Here is a 16,374-nt window from a genome sequence, read left to right as displayed (position 1 = left end):
AGTGTAATACCCCCTGAAACATCCAACTTTTAGACAAAAAAAACACAGCAGTAAATACCGCTGTGCTTTCCAGTCAAAAAAACCCACATGTAAAATTTTATATGTCTTTTCACTCGCCGAAACTAGCCCATCAGTCCCCTAGGAATCTCCCAAAAATGACTGATGAGCTTCTGCAAAGTGATATGAAATCAGAAATTAATTTCCCATCATTCCGCCGCTATCTCCGCCACCTTTCAAATCTTCATTCTCAATGGATCTTTTCTTCCGCTTGCTGGCCACACTCATCTTGCCAATTCTATAGCTGAAGTTGATTTTGAAATTCATATTTCTCATGATATTGGTGCTGTTCTGAACGATGGTAGGTGAGATCACCTCGCTCTTCATTTTAAATTCTGGCGTAAGGAAGTTTTCTGCACCGAAGCCGATGCTTCCTTTCTTGTCATTAAACTGCTTATTAAGGTTCAGACCATAGATACTGAATCCACTATCATAACCTTGAAGATTTACTTTTCTGCCTCTGGCAAAAGCAAATCCCTGCAATACCCAGGTTTCGGTTAGATTATAATTTCCAAATACTCTACCACTAATCACAAAACCGTCATTGGAAGCATGATATAATGGGGTTTCTATATTATTGTCAATATTGGTATAGAACGCATCCACGCCACCATTAAAAGACAGCTTGTCTGAGATATTAAGGTTGGCAAATAAGTTGAGGCCTACAGACTGCTCAGTGCCTATATTCTCATAGGTAGTATAAATAACGCCATCTTCCAACACCGACCTAAGGGGCTGAATAGAACCCGTGGTATTTCTAAAAAAGGTCGAAATATTGATGCTGGAGTTATTTATATAGGTACTGTAAGACAATTCAAAATTGTCACTATACTCAGGTTCCAATAGAGGATTACCCTGGCTCGCCTGTGTAGGGTTTGGAGCCTGAATGTTCGGATTGAGGTATTGGAGGGAAGGACGTTGAATTCTTCTATTATAAGCCGCCTTAATCATATTTCCCTGCTCCAGCTTACGGCTAAGGTTTATGCTTGGCACGAGCACCCCATAATCCGGGATATTGCCTGGCTCCTCACCTGCCTTAAAATCGGCATTGATGGTGGTATATTCATACCGGGCGCCCACTTTGGCAGTGTAGTTTTTCAGGAATCCCTGTGTATAAGATAGGTACCCAGCAGTCACATTTTGATCATAATCAAATTCGTTGGTAAACTGAGCATCTGAACTCTCCACATATTCTCCATCGGCACCTTCCGCCTCAAAGTAACCGTAATCACTACTTACCCTACGCAAGATGTTCTTAGCACCATATTCAATAATCTGATTTTCTCCACTACCCAGTGGGGTAACATAATCCACCTGAATGGTGAATTCCTGGTTGTTGGAAGGGTTTTCATTTTTGATACGCTGATCCACCGTCACAAAATCATCGTCCAGCAGTGCTTGGATGAAGTCATTGCTTCGGTTATTTCGGCTATAAAGTCCCATCACACTAAACTCCTTTTGAGGTTTCTCAAAGGTTTTAGTATAGTTTAAACTTATATCGACAGTATTAGAAAGGTCTTCTGTATTTACCGTTCTCATCAAAGCACTGACAATCTCGTCTTCAATATAATTTTCGGTCAACAAATTGTCCTGACTACTTTTCCTGTTGAACATTCCAAAGTTTACCGATGCACCTAACCAATTGTACTTGTCAATTTCATAATCAGCCCCAAAATTATACCTACCCATCAGCATATTGTTTCGGGTGTCAGAAGATTGGATAATATTAGACGTGGTACCATCCTGGTTGATCACCTGTTGAGAATTTTCGAATCCTCCCTTAACATTATAAGCTGTACGGCCAAAACCTCCGAGATTGAATCCCCATTTCCCGGTTCTGGCACTCGCATTTACGCCCAAATTGGAGCCTCTTAATCCTGCGCTGGTATTGATACTTACTGACTTACCTTGAAGGTTATTTTTCTTGGTGACAATATTAATTACCCCTCCGGTACCTTCTGCATCATACTTGGCAGAAGGGGAAGTGATCACCTCTACCGCCTTGATCTCATCCGCTGGTATCTGCTTCAGGGCATCCGCAATGGAACTTGCAGACATGGTGGACGGCTTATTATCGATTAATACCGTGATATTTGAGCTCCCTCTCATGGACACATTACCATCCAGATCGACGGAAAGCATCGGCACTCTTCGCAATACGTCCGAGGCATCACCACCCACTGTAGTTTTGTCATTCTCAGCATTATAAATAGTTCTATCTACCTTCTCCGTAATCAGATCTCTCTGACCCTGCACCGTCACCTCATTCAATGTCAAAGACTCCTCAGTCATGGATAGTGAACTCAAATTAGTGGTATGAGTGTCCTCCTTAATCTGGATATTTTGCTTTTCGAATTGCTCAAAACCCACAAAATTCACTTGAAGCTTATAAGTCCCTGGATCAAAACCAGTGATAAAAAACTTACCTTTTTCATCCGCCACACCGCCGGAAACCTGGGTACCAGACTTCTGATCCAAGAGTAATACGGTGGCATAAGAAACGGGAGCTCCCTGCTCATCCACCACAGCTCCTGTAATCTGGTAGGATTTTTCTACTTCAGTACTGGAAGTCTGTCCGGCCACTGGTCCTGCGATCAGCAGCATCAAAAAAGCACTCACTTTCCAAAGGTTTTTAAAAGCGTTCATGTATTTAAATTTAGGTTTTATAATTTCTGATAAATTTTTACAACAAATCGGTTTAGCCGAACCAAATCAATTGGTTTTCGATAAGCAAAGTACTAGAAGTGTATTAATCAAAAAAACCAAATAGATAGGCTCATCGATATCATCGACCAAATCCCCACTGGACTAGACCAGCCAAAACGGAGGGACTCTGGAATCATTCTATGGATCAAATCCCGCATTCTGTGGACTAGAACGACTAGCTGGGCGATTTTAAGTTTTCCTTGTCAATGTATTATCTTATGTTTATTGTAGGTTATTTGGTCAATGATGAGTATAGTGGGCATTTATGGCCTTCAAATGGTCATAATCCACTTTAACTCAATAATTCATTGAATTTGCATCTTTTGATATACTTTGTACTTTAATTATGATTAAGGGTTTGAGATCACATAAAAATATAAGCTTTTTGATTCACCTCATGTTGTGGATTCTGATTGGTTCTGGATTGCTAATCTTTAGCCCTTTATCCTTCAATATCACCCTGCCAGAAGAATTTTGGGTGAGGCAAGCGGTGCTTTTTGTGGTAATGGTGATGATATTTTATGTGAATAAAGAAGTTTTAGTACCCAAGTACCTCTTTACCACCAAAACGACAATTTACCTCACCATCATACTTTCATTATGCGTGCTATTTATGTTCTTCATCGAGTATTTTGAAAACCTGATCCACCTCAAAGAGGCGATGCATAAGGCTTTTCACCCTGATGGAGGCAAGCCTTTCAAACCAAAAAAAGATATATTTGATGTTTTTACGCTATTATTACTCTTTCTGGCTGCTGGAATAAGCACCAGTATCGCCACGGTGCAGAAGTGGCAGGCTGATGAAGTCGCTCGGAAAGAACTCGATCAACAGCGCATCCAGACTGAGCTAAATTATCTTAAGGCTCAGATCAACCCACATTTCTTCTTCAATACTCTTAATAATATCTATTCCCTCACCAGTATCGATGTAGAGCGCGCCAGAACCGCCCTGCATAAGCTCTCCAGGATGATGCGCTATGTGCTTTATGAAACCGAGAAAGACCAAACTTTGCTCAGTAAAGAAATCGGGTTTGTGAAGGATTTTATTTCCTTGATGCGCCTGAGGATTTCTGATAAAGTGCAGATTGATCTGCAGATCGATGAGGAATACGAAGACAGAGTGATTGCTCCCATGATATTATTGCCCTTTGTCGAAAACTGCTTTAAGCATGGAATAAGTAGTATAAATCAGTCCTATATCAATATTCGCATTCATGTACATGAAGGCCAATTGGTGCTCGAAACAGTGAATAAAATCTACCCTAAAAACGTCAATAGCCCCGAAAACAATCCCCATGGAATTGGCCTTGCCAACACCAAAAGAAGGTTATCTTTGCTCTATGGGAATGATTATACCTTGGATATCAATGACTCTAATCCAGATCAGGAATATCAGGTAAAATTGAAAATCAAGATATAATGAAGATAAAATGTATTGCCGTTGATGATGAGCCCTTGGCTTTGGAGATGATCTGTACTTTTATAAATCAGACTTCATTTCTGAGCTTAGAAGCCAAATTTGAAAATGCCATTGAAGCCTTATCCTATCTGCACCAGAATGAGGTCGATCTTTTGTTTCTGGACATTCAAATGCCCGATCTGACAGGTATGGAATTGGCTAGAGTACTCGAAAGGCGGAATACCCAATCCTCCACCCGCATCATCTTCACTACCGCCTATGACCAGTTTGCGCTGGAAGGATACAAGGTGGACGCCATGGACTATCTATTAAAGCCCTTTGACTATGAAGAATTCCTGAGAGCTGCTACCAAGGCCTTGCATTATTTCCAAAATAAAACGGTCATCAAAACAAGCGATACCGAGCAGAAGGACTATATCTTCATCAAGGTGGAATACCAACTCGTCAAGGTCATGCTGAAGGAAATTATCTATGTGGAAGGTTATAAAGATTATGTAAAAATACACCTCAACACAAAGGAAAGCCCTGTCCTATCCTTGACCACTTTAAAAAATATGGAGGAGATTCTCCCCGAAGAAAGCTTTATGAGAATCCACAGGTCCTATATCATCTCCCTCGATCATATCGTTTCCATCTCAAGAAATTCGGTAAACATGGGAAAAAGCACCCTTACGGTAAGTGACCATTATAAGGATAGTTTCTTAAAGTTTATTGATAAATGGATAAGCTAAGCCCTTCAAAAATGACTACGTCTTCCTGACATTATTTTAGGCTAGAAAATTCCTAATACTTTCATCTTCAATTTAGATCAGGCCTCCTTTGAATTCCCTTTCGCCTTGGGCCAATCAATACACCTTGATCTAAGAATATCAGCTAGTCACCTTACCAGACCGGAATAAATTATCTGATATAAACCGCTCTATACTATCGGTTTCCTCTGCCAAGGTCCTAAAAGCAAAAAACCGGCGATTGGCCGGTTTATAAAATTAGTTGCTGCGGGTTCCCATTGTATTGACTTCTTGGTAAACCAGCTGCGGTTCTTCCAGGTCTGGAGACTTGACCTTGGATCCCGTTTCTCGGTCCATCCATTCTTTAAGTTGATCTGCTTCATTCTTACTTAAGGACCTGATGGCCTTGAAATACTCTTTCTTCAAAAGTGCTCTGTTAAAGCTTACTTTTTTCAATATCATTTTGTAATAATCCAAATAGGACGTCTTCATACTTTAAAATTTCGTTTAATAGAGTTTATCAATGATAAATTCTACACTACAATTGATGTATATTAAATAATAAGACCGTTTTGATCAATAAGGGCTTTCCCCTTGGCGGCGAATGATTCATCAGAATATTCAATTTCTCTAAGCCTCTCATAGTACACTTCAGAAAATCAAATTTCAATCAATAATTCACATGCAGCACCGGTGTACAAACACCATGCTAAAATCGAATGCTGTATGATTTAAAAACGAGGTTTGTAAACTAATGTTTAAAAATTAACCATGAAATTTCATTATCATTCAAAACAATCTTGCTTAAGTGCTAATTATTAAGCGTTTGCAATATATAAATATTTGAACAATTTTTACAATTTTTCCCTAAAACCCCTATTTTTATATCCTCAAACTTATCCTAAAGAACCTGGCAAACAGCAGATTATTAGGCACAACTTAAAATAGCAGGGATAGCGCAAGATTATATATGCTGCTTTCCGAAAAATGGCAATCTTATTGCAGGAAATACAAGAGCACATTTTACAAAAAATCCAACCTGTTTTAGGTAGATTAAAATTAAAATCAGGATTTACACTCCTATATTCACCAGTATCTTTAATAAGAATGCAATGACAGAAGACCAAAAATCATTTTTACGAAAGGCCATTGACCTATCATTGGAGGGCATGCATAAGGGAAAAGGCGGGCCATTTGGCTGTATTATCGTGAAGGATGGCAAAATCGTGGGATCAGCCTCAAATCATGTCATCAGCAATACTGACCCGACGGCACACGCAGAGGTGGAAGCCATCAGGGATGCTTGCAAGAACCTCAACACTTTTCAGCTTACCGGCTGCGAACTCTATACCAGCTGCGAGCCTTGCCCTATGTGCCTGGGTGCTATCTACTGGGCCCGACCAGACCGAGTATTCTACGCCAATACCAAGGAAGATGCGGCGGACGCAGGCTTTGATGACCAATTTATCTATGAGGAACTTCCCCTGGATCCCTCCCAAAGACAGATCCCCATGGTCAATCATAAGATCGCCGGTGCTAAAGAAGCCTTTGAAGAATGGAAACTCAAAGAGGATAAAACGCCCTATTAAGTAGTAGCCTGCACTTCAGCAAAAAACACAGGTTATAAACACTTAAAAAGCCTCTGAATCACCAGTATTGGTCCTTCAGAGGCTTTTTTCTTTGCTTAAATGGCGAGATTGTAGAAAAACAAGCTCCACCCTCATCCAGGTACTGAGATCCTGATCATCTCATTTATGCGCCTCAATTGGTCATTTACATTAGAGAACGATGAATCTCCATCATAGAATTAGAGGTAGGCCTTAAGTATAAGTTGGTTATTTCACCGGGGAGATTTTACGTTGAAATTTAGCTCTTATGATTTCCTGGACGGGTTTTCCTTGAATTTTGCTATCGAGCCATGAAATGATATCCAAGTACAGGAAAGCGCGTTTTTCATAGGGGTGATTTTCATAAGGCAGTAATTTATCACGTAAATCCTTAAAGGCTGCTTTTAGTTGGTTTTCATAGATTCTAGTCAGATTTCGCACGAAGTGCATCATCTCTTGCTGCACCAGTCTTAAATCCTGCATTTTGATTAGGAAGCGATATACATTCCGAATCTGCTGCTCTAGATTATCGTCGAGTCCTTCCTCATAGCTGGCGATCAGCTTTAGGATATGAGCAAAACACTGCAAATCCTCCCTCAACCCATCCCCAGTGTGGAAGATCACCCGATCCAGATGGCGAATAGCGCCCAGATTGTCCCCGCTACCAAAATACAGACAAGCGATCTTATAATGCAGCACGGTGACATGGTGCACATCCAATTTACCCCTCAGCCCTTCCATATCCTTGAGTAGGGATGGAATCACCTTATTGACCCCCTCGGAGAAATCACCGATCAGGAAATGATAATTGATGCTATTGGAGTAATAATAAAGAAAGGCAAGGATGCGACAGTTATCATCCATTTTAAAATCATCATTGGCTAAGCTTTCTCTAAACTGCTCAAAAACCTCCCCAAACCGATCATATTGCTGCAGATAGAATAAGGTATCCAGTAAATAATGGTACGCTTTCAGGTAATTACCTGTCGCCACTTTTTTCATATGAGGATGAGTCTGATATAGCCCCACCCAGCGCTGGGCGGCACGATAGCACAGCGAAAAGTCCTGCAAGATATGGTAAAACCACACCTGAGATTGGAAGAGATAGAGCTTCTCATAGAAGTTCAGCTCATCCAAATGATATTCGGGCATATTCTTCAAATAATAAGCCTCCACTAATTTGCGGTCGTGCTCGTCCTTGACATGGCCCATCTTCAGGTATAGCCCATAGAGCTGCAGCGAAAGATTGCTAAAGGAGTTTTTAAGGGAAGAACTGGCGGCAAAATCTCTCGCTTCATTGGCCAATACTTCCGCCCTATCCCGCATACTCCGGGTGATATGTTGCGATTCAATCACTTTTTCCAATTCCACAATCCTCAGCATAATGGTATCCAGAAAATAGCGTTCGGCGATTCCCTTAGCCTTGGAGAGTAGCTTTAGACTTTGTTGATATAAGCCTTTATTGTATAATATTCTAGCAAAATCGATCTGCTCATTGAGCTGTAATTCCACATTATGATCAGCATAAATCAGCCGTAAGCTTACCAAAATCTGCTTGTATAAGTGAGCCTTCATATTGGCCAATTGCTTCTTGGTCACAGGGGACTTTTTTAGCAAGCGCTCCTCGTCATATTCCTCCATCTTATCGAGCACATCGAAGAGCTGGAGGAATTTCGCATTTTCATTGGCACCAAAGCGCTTGGCATACAACTTAAAACTTCTCTTATCTGAGGGGCTGAGGGACTTGATCAAAATAAATACACTATCTTTTTCCCGCTCTGACATCGTAAACATATGGAATATAATTAGCTGTATATCAATAATTTATAACACCAACACACTAGTTGGGCGTTGGAGTATTAAAGTTAAGTCAATTTATAAAGATAGCATAAGATTTTACTTTAGATTTTAGAATAAAAACACAAGTTATGGATAAACGACAAGTATTGATCTTTGACACCACTTTGCGGGATGGGGAGCAAGTCCCTGGCTGTAAGTTAAACACCCCACAGAAGATAGAAATAGCTAAGCAGCTCGAGCTTCTAGGAGTGGATGTGATTGAGGCAGGATTTCCAATATCTAGCCCCGGAGATTTCAATTCTGTAGTAGAGATATCAAAAAGTGTCTCTGAACCTATCATCTGCGGCCTATCTAGAGGAGTAAAGAAAGACATAGAAGTAGCAGCTGAAGCCCTCAAGTACGCCAAAAGACCAAGAATACATACAGGAATAGGAACCTCTCCCTCTCATATCAAATATAAGTTTAAAAGCACTCCTGAGCTCATCATGGAGCGTGCCATATCAGCAGTGAAACATGCCAAGTCCTTCGTGGAAGATGTGGAGTTTTATGCTGAGGATGCCGGAAGAACAGACAACGAATACCTGGCTCGAGTCTGCGAAGCGGTCATCAAGGCAGGAGCCACCGTCCTGAATATCCCGGACACCACCGGCTACTGCCTTCCCGATGAGTACGGTGCCAAAATAAAATACCTGATGGACAATGTGAGAGGCATCGAAAATGTGATCATCTCCGCTCACTGCCATAATGACCTTGGTCTGGCCACCGCAAACTCAATCTCTGCGGTAATGAATGGCGCCAGACAGATCGAATGTACGATCAATGGCATCGGCGAAAGAGCAGGCAACACCTCTCTGGAGGAAGTATCGATGATCATGAAGCAGCATCCGCGCTTAAATGTATATAATAATATCAATAGCAAGATGCTGAATCCCATCTCACGCTTAGTCGCTGAGCGCATGGGAATGTTTGTTCAGCCAAATAAAGCGATTGTGGGATCTAATGCCTTTGCTCACTCGTCTGGCATCCACCAGGATGGGGTGATCAAAAATCGTGAAACTTACGAGATCATTGACCCTGAGGAAGTGGGCGTTCATGAATCCCTTATCGTACTGACTGCCAGAAGTGGTCGTGCAGCCCTTGCCTTCAGACTCCATAAGATCGGCTATAGCATCACCAAGTTAGAACTTGATGAAATATATCAAATCTTCCTGGAGCATGCGGATAAGAAGAAAGAAATCACTGATGAGGATCTTCATGAAATCATGAAAATCTCGAATGTAGCTGGAAACGTTGAAGCCTAAAAGTTTTACGATTTGGGCATAAAAAAAACCAGTAAGTTTTAAGCTTACTGGTTTTTTTATGTCTATTTATTTTTGGTTGAAGAATGAATTATTTTCCTCCTTTAGGCACCAAATTTCCGAGGGCACGCTGAGCACCGCCCATTTTGTTCATCTGCTTCATAAGTTTACGCATATCGTTAAACTGCTTCATGAGGTTATTCACCTCCTGGATGGTTCTTCCACTACCTTGGGCAATTCTCTTTCTGCGGCTTCCGTCTATAACATCAGGATTTTCACGCTCCAGCGGAGTCATACTCTTGATGATCGCCTCGATAGGCTTGAAGGAATCATCATCGATATCCATGCCCTTGATGACTTTTCCCATGCCCGGGATCATTCCCATCAGGTCCTTTAGGTTACCCATCTTTTTGATTTGCTCTATCTGAGAAAGGAAATCTTCAAAGTTGAATTGGTTTTTACGGATTTTGGCATTGATACGCTTCGCTTCGTCTTCATCAAAGGACTGCTGAGCACGCTCCACCAAAGAGACCACATCCCCCATACCGAGGATACGCTGAGCCATACGATCAGGATAGAAAACATCAAGGTTTTCCATTTTCTCTCCTGTGGAGATGAACTTGATCGGTTTATCAACAACGTGTCTAATAGATATCGCCGCTCCACCTCGTGTATCTCCATCGAGCTTGGTCAGGACCACACCGTTGAAATTCAGTCGCTCATCAAATGTCTTAGCGGTATTGACCGCATCCTGCCCCGTCATGGAATCGACCACAAAAAGGGTTTCTGATGGATTGAGGTTTTCCTTAAGCTCAGAGATCTCATTCATCATCTGCTCATCCACTGCTAAGCGGCCGGCAGTATCGACGATGACAGTTTTCTTACCGTTTTTCTTGGCATATTCCACTGCTCGGGAAGCGATCTCCAAGGCATTTTTGTTGTCTGGCTCGGCATAGACCTCCACACCAATCTGCTCTCCAAGGGTCTTCAGCTGCTCTATCGCCGCAGGACGGTAGATATCACAAGCTGCCAAAAGTACCTGACGACCTTGTTTCTTCAGGTGGTATGCTAATTTACCCGAAAATGTAGTCTTACCAGAACCTTGAAGACCTGAAATCAAAATCACATTGGGATCACCCTTAAGGCTAATATCCTCCTTGGTACCCCCCATCAATTTGGTGAGCTCCTCTTGGGTAATCTTGACCAATAGCTGACCTGGAGATACAGAAATAAGTACATCCCGACCTAAGGCCTCGGTTTTTATGGTATCAGTGACTTCTTTGGCCACTTTATAGTTCACATCAGCATCAATCAAAGCCCGACGAATCTCCTTCACCGTGGTGGCTACGTTGATTTCTGTAATCTTGCCCGTCCCTTTTAGGGTCTTAAAGGCTCTATCTAGTTTAAAACTGAGATTATCAAACATGCTCTTTAATTCTATTTTACTGCAAAATTAGAAGAATTTAATTGCTATAGAAGTTCCTTAGGCCTTAATGATCGATTAAATTGAAAAAAAGACAAATATCTCAACATCATCCTTCAAATTTCTCTTCCTGTCCCACCTCATCAGTGGCACTTTATCGTCAAAAAAAGGAATTATCCTCTATAAAAATCGCTTTTTAATTATTTTATCAAAAATCATTCACCTTTTATCAAGTGAATATTACCAGATATGATACGCAAGATTTGAAAAACCTTGCAACCTTTACTTATATTGTTCATTTTCAATAGGTTATGAACATATCGGAAATAAAATACCCCAATTAGGGTATTTTATAAGCCCTCAATAAGTCGTACATTAGAGAACTGTTAATTTTTTAATAAGGAAGTAGAAAGTAATTTTTATCTTTTATCCTAAAAATGACTAAACCGTCGGGCATCCCGGCGGTTTTATTCTTTTAGGCCCACTTATAGGTGCACCTTGGCCGCCCTCCACTACCCTGGACCAAGCGGGTAGATATTCATCTACTATGAAATCATCCTTACTCTCTAAAAGGCCACAAAAAAACCGTTAACTCTAAGCAATGAGAATTAACGGTTTCAAATACACCTAGGCTAAAGCCTGATTTAGAAATGCTTCCTATTGAGAATCTCAGATAAGATGACGGCATCCTTTACTTTTTTCGGATCTTTAAGCATGGTTCGGAAGCGATTAGGTCCCGTTTTGAAAATATCCACCGTCTCTACATCCTTCAAAAGTCTCTCATCAATATCGATCTTCACCTGATCATCTAACTTTACCAATGGACGCTTCAAAGCTTCCTTCGCCTGGTGCGTGCCCTCATAATACTTAATCTCTGGCTGCCCTCTAGGGATCTCCACTCGCTCTTCCACTTCATAACTTGGGTAAAAAGGGGCTTCTTTCACCTCTTCTACCTTCTCCACAGGCTTATTAAAATCCCTCTGGCGCTGACTTTGCTCAGACCTGATCTCATTAAGCAAGTCCTCAAAAGAAGTGGGTTTACGGGGTCTGTGCTCCTCTCCCGTCTCCTCCAAATCACCCTCTAAACTTTGCTCCCCCTTCTTTTTCTTCTTCGACAACATCTGCACGAGAAAAAACAAAAGAGTCAATACAAGGTATATTATTGTTCCGTTATCCACTTTTTCTTAGATTATTATTGAGACAAATTAACACTATTTTCACAGAACCCCTACCCGAACCGACCAGAATCGTACTAGGAACTTCAATAATCCTGGATTCATCCTTCTATTCTATCATTTACCACAGGCATTACTTCCATGGCCTCCATAGCGTAATTTGGCTTTACAGCCTGCATATACATGAAAGAGGGACTGAGAAGCCTCTAATGGAGCTGGGAGCTATATCCTATAGCTGAAAATAAAGTTTATAGGTTTCTTGAGTACGCCTGGATAGAACTTATAAATAATAATGCGATATACTTCTAGCGGAGGATAAAATCACTTTGCCGCAAGGCAAAACCAAAAACTAAAGCCATACAGCTAGAATAAGCTAGGGATGGAGGACGGGCTTCCTTATGGCCGTAAGAATAAAGTAGGAAAACTGTGTATAATATAAAGTGAATACCCGAAGGTAAACGAGTGGAACATTGGGCGCTGATAGGGGGATATTGGACTTAGCGACTTCTAAATTCGCCCATCCTCGGAGCAAGGTATTTGCTTATTGCCACGAACTGATTAATTTTGTTTGTTATATTCTACATTAATTAGGCATACATGCAGTTAACCAAACTTGAGATCAAGGGGTTTAAGAGTTTTGGGGACAAGGTCACCATCCATTTTGATAAAGGTATCACGGGAATCGTGGGCCCAAATGGCTGTGGAAAATCCAATGTGGTGGATGCTATTCGCTGGGTGCTCGGCGAGCAAAAAACTCGAATGCTGCGCTCAGACAAAATGGAGAATGTGATTTTTAACGGGACCAAAAACCGTAAGCCTACCAATATGGCGGAGGTCTCGCTGACCTTCGAAAACACCAAAAACCTGCTGCCTACCGAATATACGCACGTGACTATCTCCCGGCGCTATTATCGCTCAGGAGAAAGTGAATACCTGCTCAACGGCATCGCCTGCCGGCTAAAAGACATCACTAACCTATTCATGGATACCGGGATCCAGTCGAATAGCTACGCCATCATCGAGCTAAAGATGATCGATGAGCTGCTAAATGACAAAAACAACTCCCGAAGGGACTTATTCGAAGAGGCCGCAGGAATCTCAAAATTCAAAACTCGAAAAAAAGAAACCTTAAAAAAACTAGAGGATACCGATGCGGATCTGGAAAGGGTCGAAGACCTTTTATTTGAAATCGAGAAAAATCTAAAATCCTTAGAAAAACAAGCCAAGCAAGCCGAAAAATATTTTGAAATAAAGAAGTCCTATAAGACCTCCAGTGTGGCGCTGGCAAAGGTGAGTGTAAAAACTCATACGGACAGATTGATCGAGGCAAATGAAAAAATCAATGCCGAAAAGGATCGAAAACTGCAACTCACTAATGAAATAACGGGCAGAGAAGCCGAACTGGAGAAGGCGAAATCAGACCAAATTCATAAGGAAAAACTGCTAGCATCCAGACAAAAATCACTCAATGAACATGTCAACAAAATCAGGCAGTTTGAAAGTGAAAAGAAAATTAAGAACGAAAGGTCTCGGTTTTTGGAAGATCGTGCACTCAAATTGCGTGAGCAAATCGACCAGGATCGTAAATCCAATGATCGCGCAGGATTCAGCATTCGCTCGCTAGAGCAAGAAAAAGAAATAGCCGAAAAACTTCTCGCAGAGAAAGAACTTACCGTAGACAACCTAAAGGCAGATTACGAAGAGCAAAAATCCGCCCACGCCATCCTCCAAGAGAGACAAAAGGTGATAAGCAAGGACTTTTCGCGACGCAAAGACGCTATCTATCAGCTAAGCAAAGAGCTGGAAATCAAACAAATCCAACTATCATCCCTCAAGCAAGAACTGGAAAAAACCGCTTCCGACGATAATAGTCAGGAAGCTAATCTGGTGGATTTTGAGGAAAAGACGATGGTGCTTAAGGAGGAATTAGACGAAAAAACGGAGCAATATCAGCGACTAAAAACCCGGGAAGAAGATCAAAATCAGAAAATCGAGGAGTCCAACCACACCATAGAGCTCATCAGAGAAGAGGTAACCACGCTGGGACGGAAACTAGATGCCAAGCAAAACGAATTTAACCTGACCAAATCCCTGGTCGAAAACCTGGAAGGCTTTCCTGAAGCCATCAAGTTTTTGAAGAAAAACTCCAGCTGGGGAAAGGATACTCCCTTGCTTTCTGACATCCTTACCACTGGTGAAAATTACCGTGTAGCTATCGAAAATTACCTTGAAAGCTATATGAATTATTATGTAGTGGAAACAGAGGAGCAGGCCATCGCAGCGGTAAACCTACTCAGTGATGCAGCACGAGGGAAAGCAAATTTCTTCGTTCTGGAGCATTTTGAGAGGTTCAGACCTGCTCAGACCAAGCTATTTGCCAATGCCATTGCAGCCACCGAAATCATCGAGTACGATGAGAAATATGCAAAACTCATCAGCTATGTCCTGGACGATGTTTATATTATTCGGGGAGAAATAAAAGACGTGCCTCAGGATGACGACACCATTTTCATCACCGAAAGTGGCAAATTCACCAAACGTAAATTCAGCATTTCTGGGGGCTCAGTGGGACTCTTTGAAGGAAAAAGAATAGGTAGAGCCAAGAATCTTGAAAAACTTGAAGTTGATATCAAAGAACTCAACCGAAAAGTAAGCACCGCCCGATCCAATCTCGACCGCAAGGTAAGCGACCTGATGAAACTCAAGGAGGTATCTTTTAAGAAAGATATAGAAAACCTACAAGCTGAAATCAATGAAATAAACCAGCAATACATCTCCATCAAGACCAAGAAGGAGCAGTTGGCAGAAATGCTATCGAGCAACGCCAATAAACGGGAAGATATTCTGGAAAAAATAGATCTTCTTAGTGAAGAAGTCAATGAGATAGGCCCAAGCCTTCAGGAAGAAAAATCGGGCTTTGATGGAATGGAAGAAGAACTGGAAATCATGAACGATCAGCTGTTGCAGGAAGAAGAAAGCCTGGCCGTTCGATCTAGTAATTATAATCAGGAAAACATCCAATATCATCAGCATCTCAATAAGGTCAATAGCCTGGAGCAAGAAATCTCCTTTAAGCAGACGGCCTTTGAAAATAGCAAAGAGCGTATCGAAAAATCCCAGGCTGAGCTCAGCACTATTGACCAGGAAATAAAAAACCTGCTGGATAATAATGAGATCAAAGATGACGAACTCATCGAGTTATATAGTGAAAAAGAATCGATCGAAGTTGGGGTAACCGAAGCAGAAAAGGATTACTATGCCTCAAGAGGCAATATTGATGAATGGGAAAAGGGAATTCGGGCCATTTCAAAGCAAAAAGAAAGTATCGACTCCATCATCATGGAACTCCAAAACTCTCTGAATGAAATCAAGCTGAAACTTTCTGGCATGAAAGAAAGGCTCAGTGTGGAATTTGAGATTGACCTGGACAGGCTAATGCAGGAGGACCCGGAAGTCTCCGATGAATACCTCAACAAATCGGATGAAGAAATCCGTGAAGAGGTAAATAAACACAAGCAAAAATTAGAAAAAATTGGCCCCATAAATCCCATGGCGATGGAGGCTTATGATGAAATCAAGCAAAGGCACGTATTTATCACCAGCCAAAAAGAAGACCTCGAAAAAGCCAAAAATTCCCTGATGGACACCATTAAGGAAATAGATACTGTGGCGAAGGAAACCTTCCTTAATGCTTTCGATCAAATAAAAACCAATTTTATCAAGGTTTTCCGAAGCCTCTTTACCGCAGAAGATGACTGTGACCTGAAGCTTACCGATCCAGACAATCCACTGGAAAGTACCATTGAGATCATGGCTAAGCCAAAAGGAAAGCGACCACTGACCATAAACCAGCTTTCCGGGGGAGAAAAAACACTTACTGCTACCTCCTTATTATTTTCCATTTATCTATTGAAGCCAGCCCCCTTTTGTATTTTTGACGAGGTGGATGCGCCATTGGATGATGCCAATATCGATAAGTTTAATCAGATCATTCAGAAATTCTCTGGTGAGTCACAATTCATCATTGTGACCCATAATAAACGAACAATGGCCAGCACAGACATTATTTATGGGATCACCATGATAGAAGCTGGGGTTTCTCGCGTGGTCCCTGTGGACCTTAGAGAATTGGAAGACATTATCGAAGAATAGGTAGTATG

At 41.4% G+C, this 16,374-nt stretch carries 10 protein-coding genes; 5 read left to right on the top strand and 5 right to left on the bottom strand.

All coding sequences use genetic code 11. The annotated features are described in order from the left end of the window. Positions 1–195: 195 nt before the first annotated feature. Positions 196–2,703 (bottom strand): TonB-dependent receptor domain-containing protein, encoded by a 2,508-nt coding sequence (locus tag B050_RS0114695; protein ID WP_018474698.1) that lies wholly within the window; start codon positions 2,701–2,703, stop codon positions 196–198. A 457-nt stretch (positions 2,704–3,160) separates the two neighbouring features. On the opposite strand from B050_RS0114695, the gene B050_RS0114685 reads away from it, so the two are divergent. Both B050_RS0114685 and B050_RS0114680 read left to right on the top strand, forming a co-directional pair. Continuing rightward, a complete protein-coding gene (locus B050_RS0114685; protein ID WP_229802453.1) occupies positions 3,161–4,183 on the top strand; it encodes a sensor histidine kinase in 1,023 nt (340 codons plus the stop codon). Next, on the top strand, positions 4,183–4,914 hold the full coding sequence (locus tag B050_RS0114680; RefSeq protein ID WP_018474695.1) for a LytR/AlgR family response regulator transcription factor: 732 nt from the start codon (positions 4,183–4,185) through the stop codon (positions 4,912–4,914). The genes B050_RS0114685 and B050_RS0114680 overlap by 1 nt, the downstream gene beginning before the upstream one ends. Before the next feature lie 255 nt (positions 4,915–5,169). Here B050_RS0114680 and B050_RS0114675 read toward each other — a convergent pair whose 3' ends face one another. After that, on the bottom strand, positions 5,170–5,403 hold the full coding sequence (locus tag B050_RS0114675; RefSeq protein ID WP_018474694.1) for a hypothetical protein: 234 nt from the start codon (positions 5,401–5,403) through the stop codon (positions 5,170–5,172). A 620-nt stretch (positions 5,404–6,023) separates the two neighbouring features. On the opposite strand from B050_RS0114675, the gene B050_RS0114670 reads away from it, so the two are divergent. Further along, the gene (locus B050_RS0114670; protein ID WP_018474693.1) at positions 6,024–6,500 is read left to right on the top strand and encodes a nucleoside deaminase; all 477 of its coding nucleotides are present in this window, start codon (positions 6,024–6,026) and stop codon (positions 6,498–6,500) included. A 246-nt stretch (positions 6,501–6,746) separates the two neighbouring features. Here the strand turns inward: B050_RS0114670 and B050_RS0114665 are convergent, their stop codons facing one another. Next, on the bottom strand, positions 6,747–8,312 hold the full coding sequence (locus B050_RS0114665; RefSeq protein ID WP_229802452.1) for a hypothetical protein: 1,566 nt from the start codon (positions 8,310–8,312) through the stop codon (positions 6,747–6,749). Positions 8,313–8,446: 134 nt separating this feature from the next. Here B050_RS0114665 and B050_RS22515 point away from each other — a divergent pair, with 134 nt between their 5' ends. Continuing rightward, positions 8,447–9,619: a 2-isopropylmalate synthase gene (locus tag B050_RS22515; RefSeq protein ID WP_018474691.1), complete on the top strand. Its 1,173-nt coding sequence runs from the start codon at positions 8,447–8,449 to the stop codon at positions 9,617–9,619. Between the two features lie 88 nt (positions 9,620–9,707). Here B050_RS22515 and ffh read toward each other — a convergent pair whose 3' ends face one another. Together ffh and B050_RS0114650 are read right to left on the bottom strand one after the other, a co-directional pair. Continuing rightward, complete coding sequence (gene ffh / locus B050_RS0114655; RefSeq protein ID WP_018474690.1) at positions 9,708–11,042, bottom strand: signal recognition particle protein; 1,335 nt, start codon at positions 11,040–11,042, stop codon at positions 9,708–9,710. 641 nt (positions 11,043–11,683) lie between these two features. After that, positions 11,684–12,217 (bottom strand): hypothetical protein, encoded by a 534-nt coding sequence (locus B050_RS0114650; protein ID WP_157492817.1) that lies wholly within the window; start codon positions 12,215–12,217, stop codon positions 11,684–11,686. 594 nt (positions 12,218–12,811) lie between these two features. Here B050_RS0114650 and smc point away from each other — a divergent pair. Then, positions 12,812–16,366 carry a chromosome segregation protein SMC gene (gene smc / locus B050_RS0114640; RefSeq protein ID WP_018474688.1) on the top strand — a complete coding sequence of 1,185 codons (3,555 nt, stop codon included), beginning with the start codon at positions 12,812–12,814 and terminating at the stop codon, positions 16,364–16,366. Positions 16,367–16,374 lie beyond the last annotated feature (8 nt).

It is taken from the genome of Echinicola pacifica DSM 19836 (assembly GCF_000373245.1).
GTDB lineage: Bacteria > Bacteroidota > Bacteroidia > Cytophagales > Cyclobacteriaceae > Echinicola > Echinicola pacifica.
Note: the sequence above shows the minus strand (reverse complement) of the source record. Positions and strands in the feature narration are given on the sequence as shown.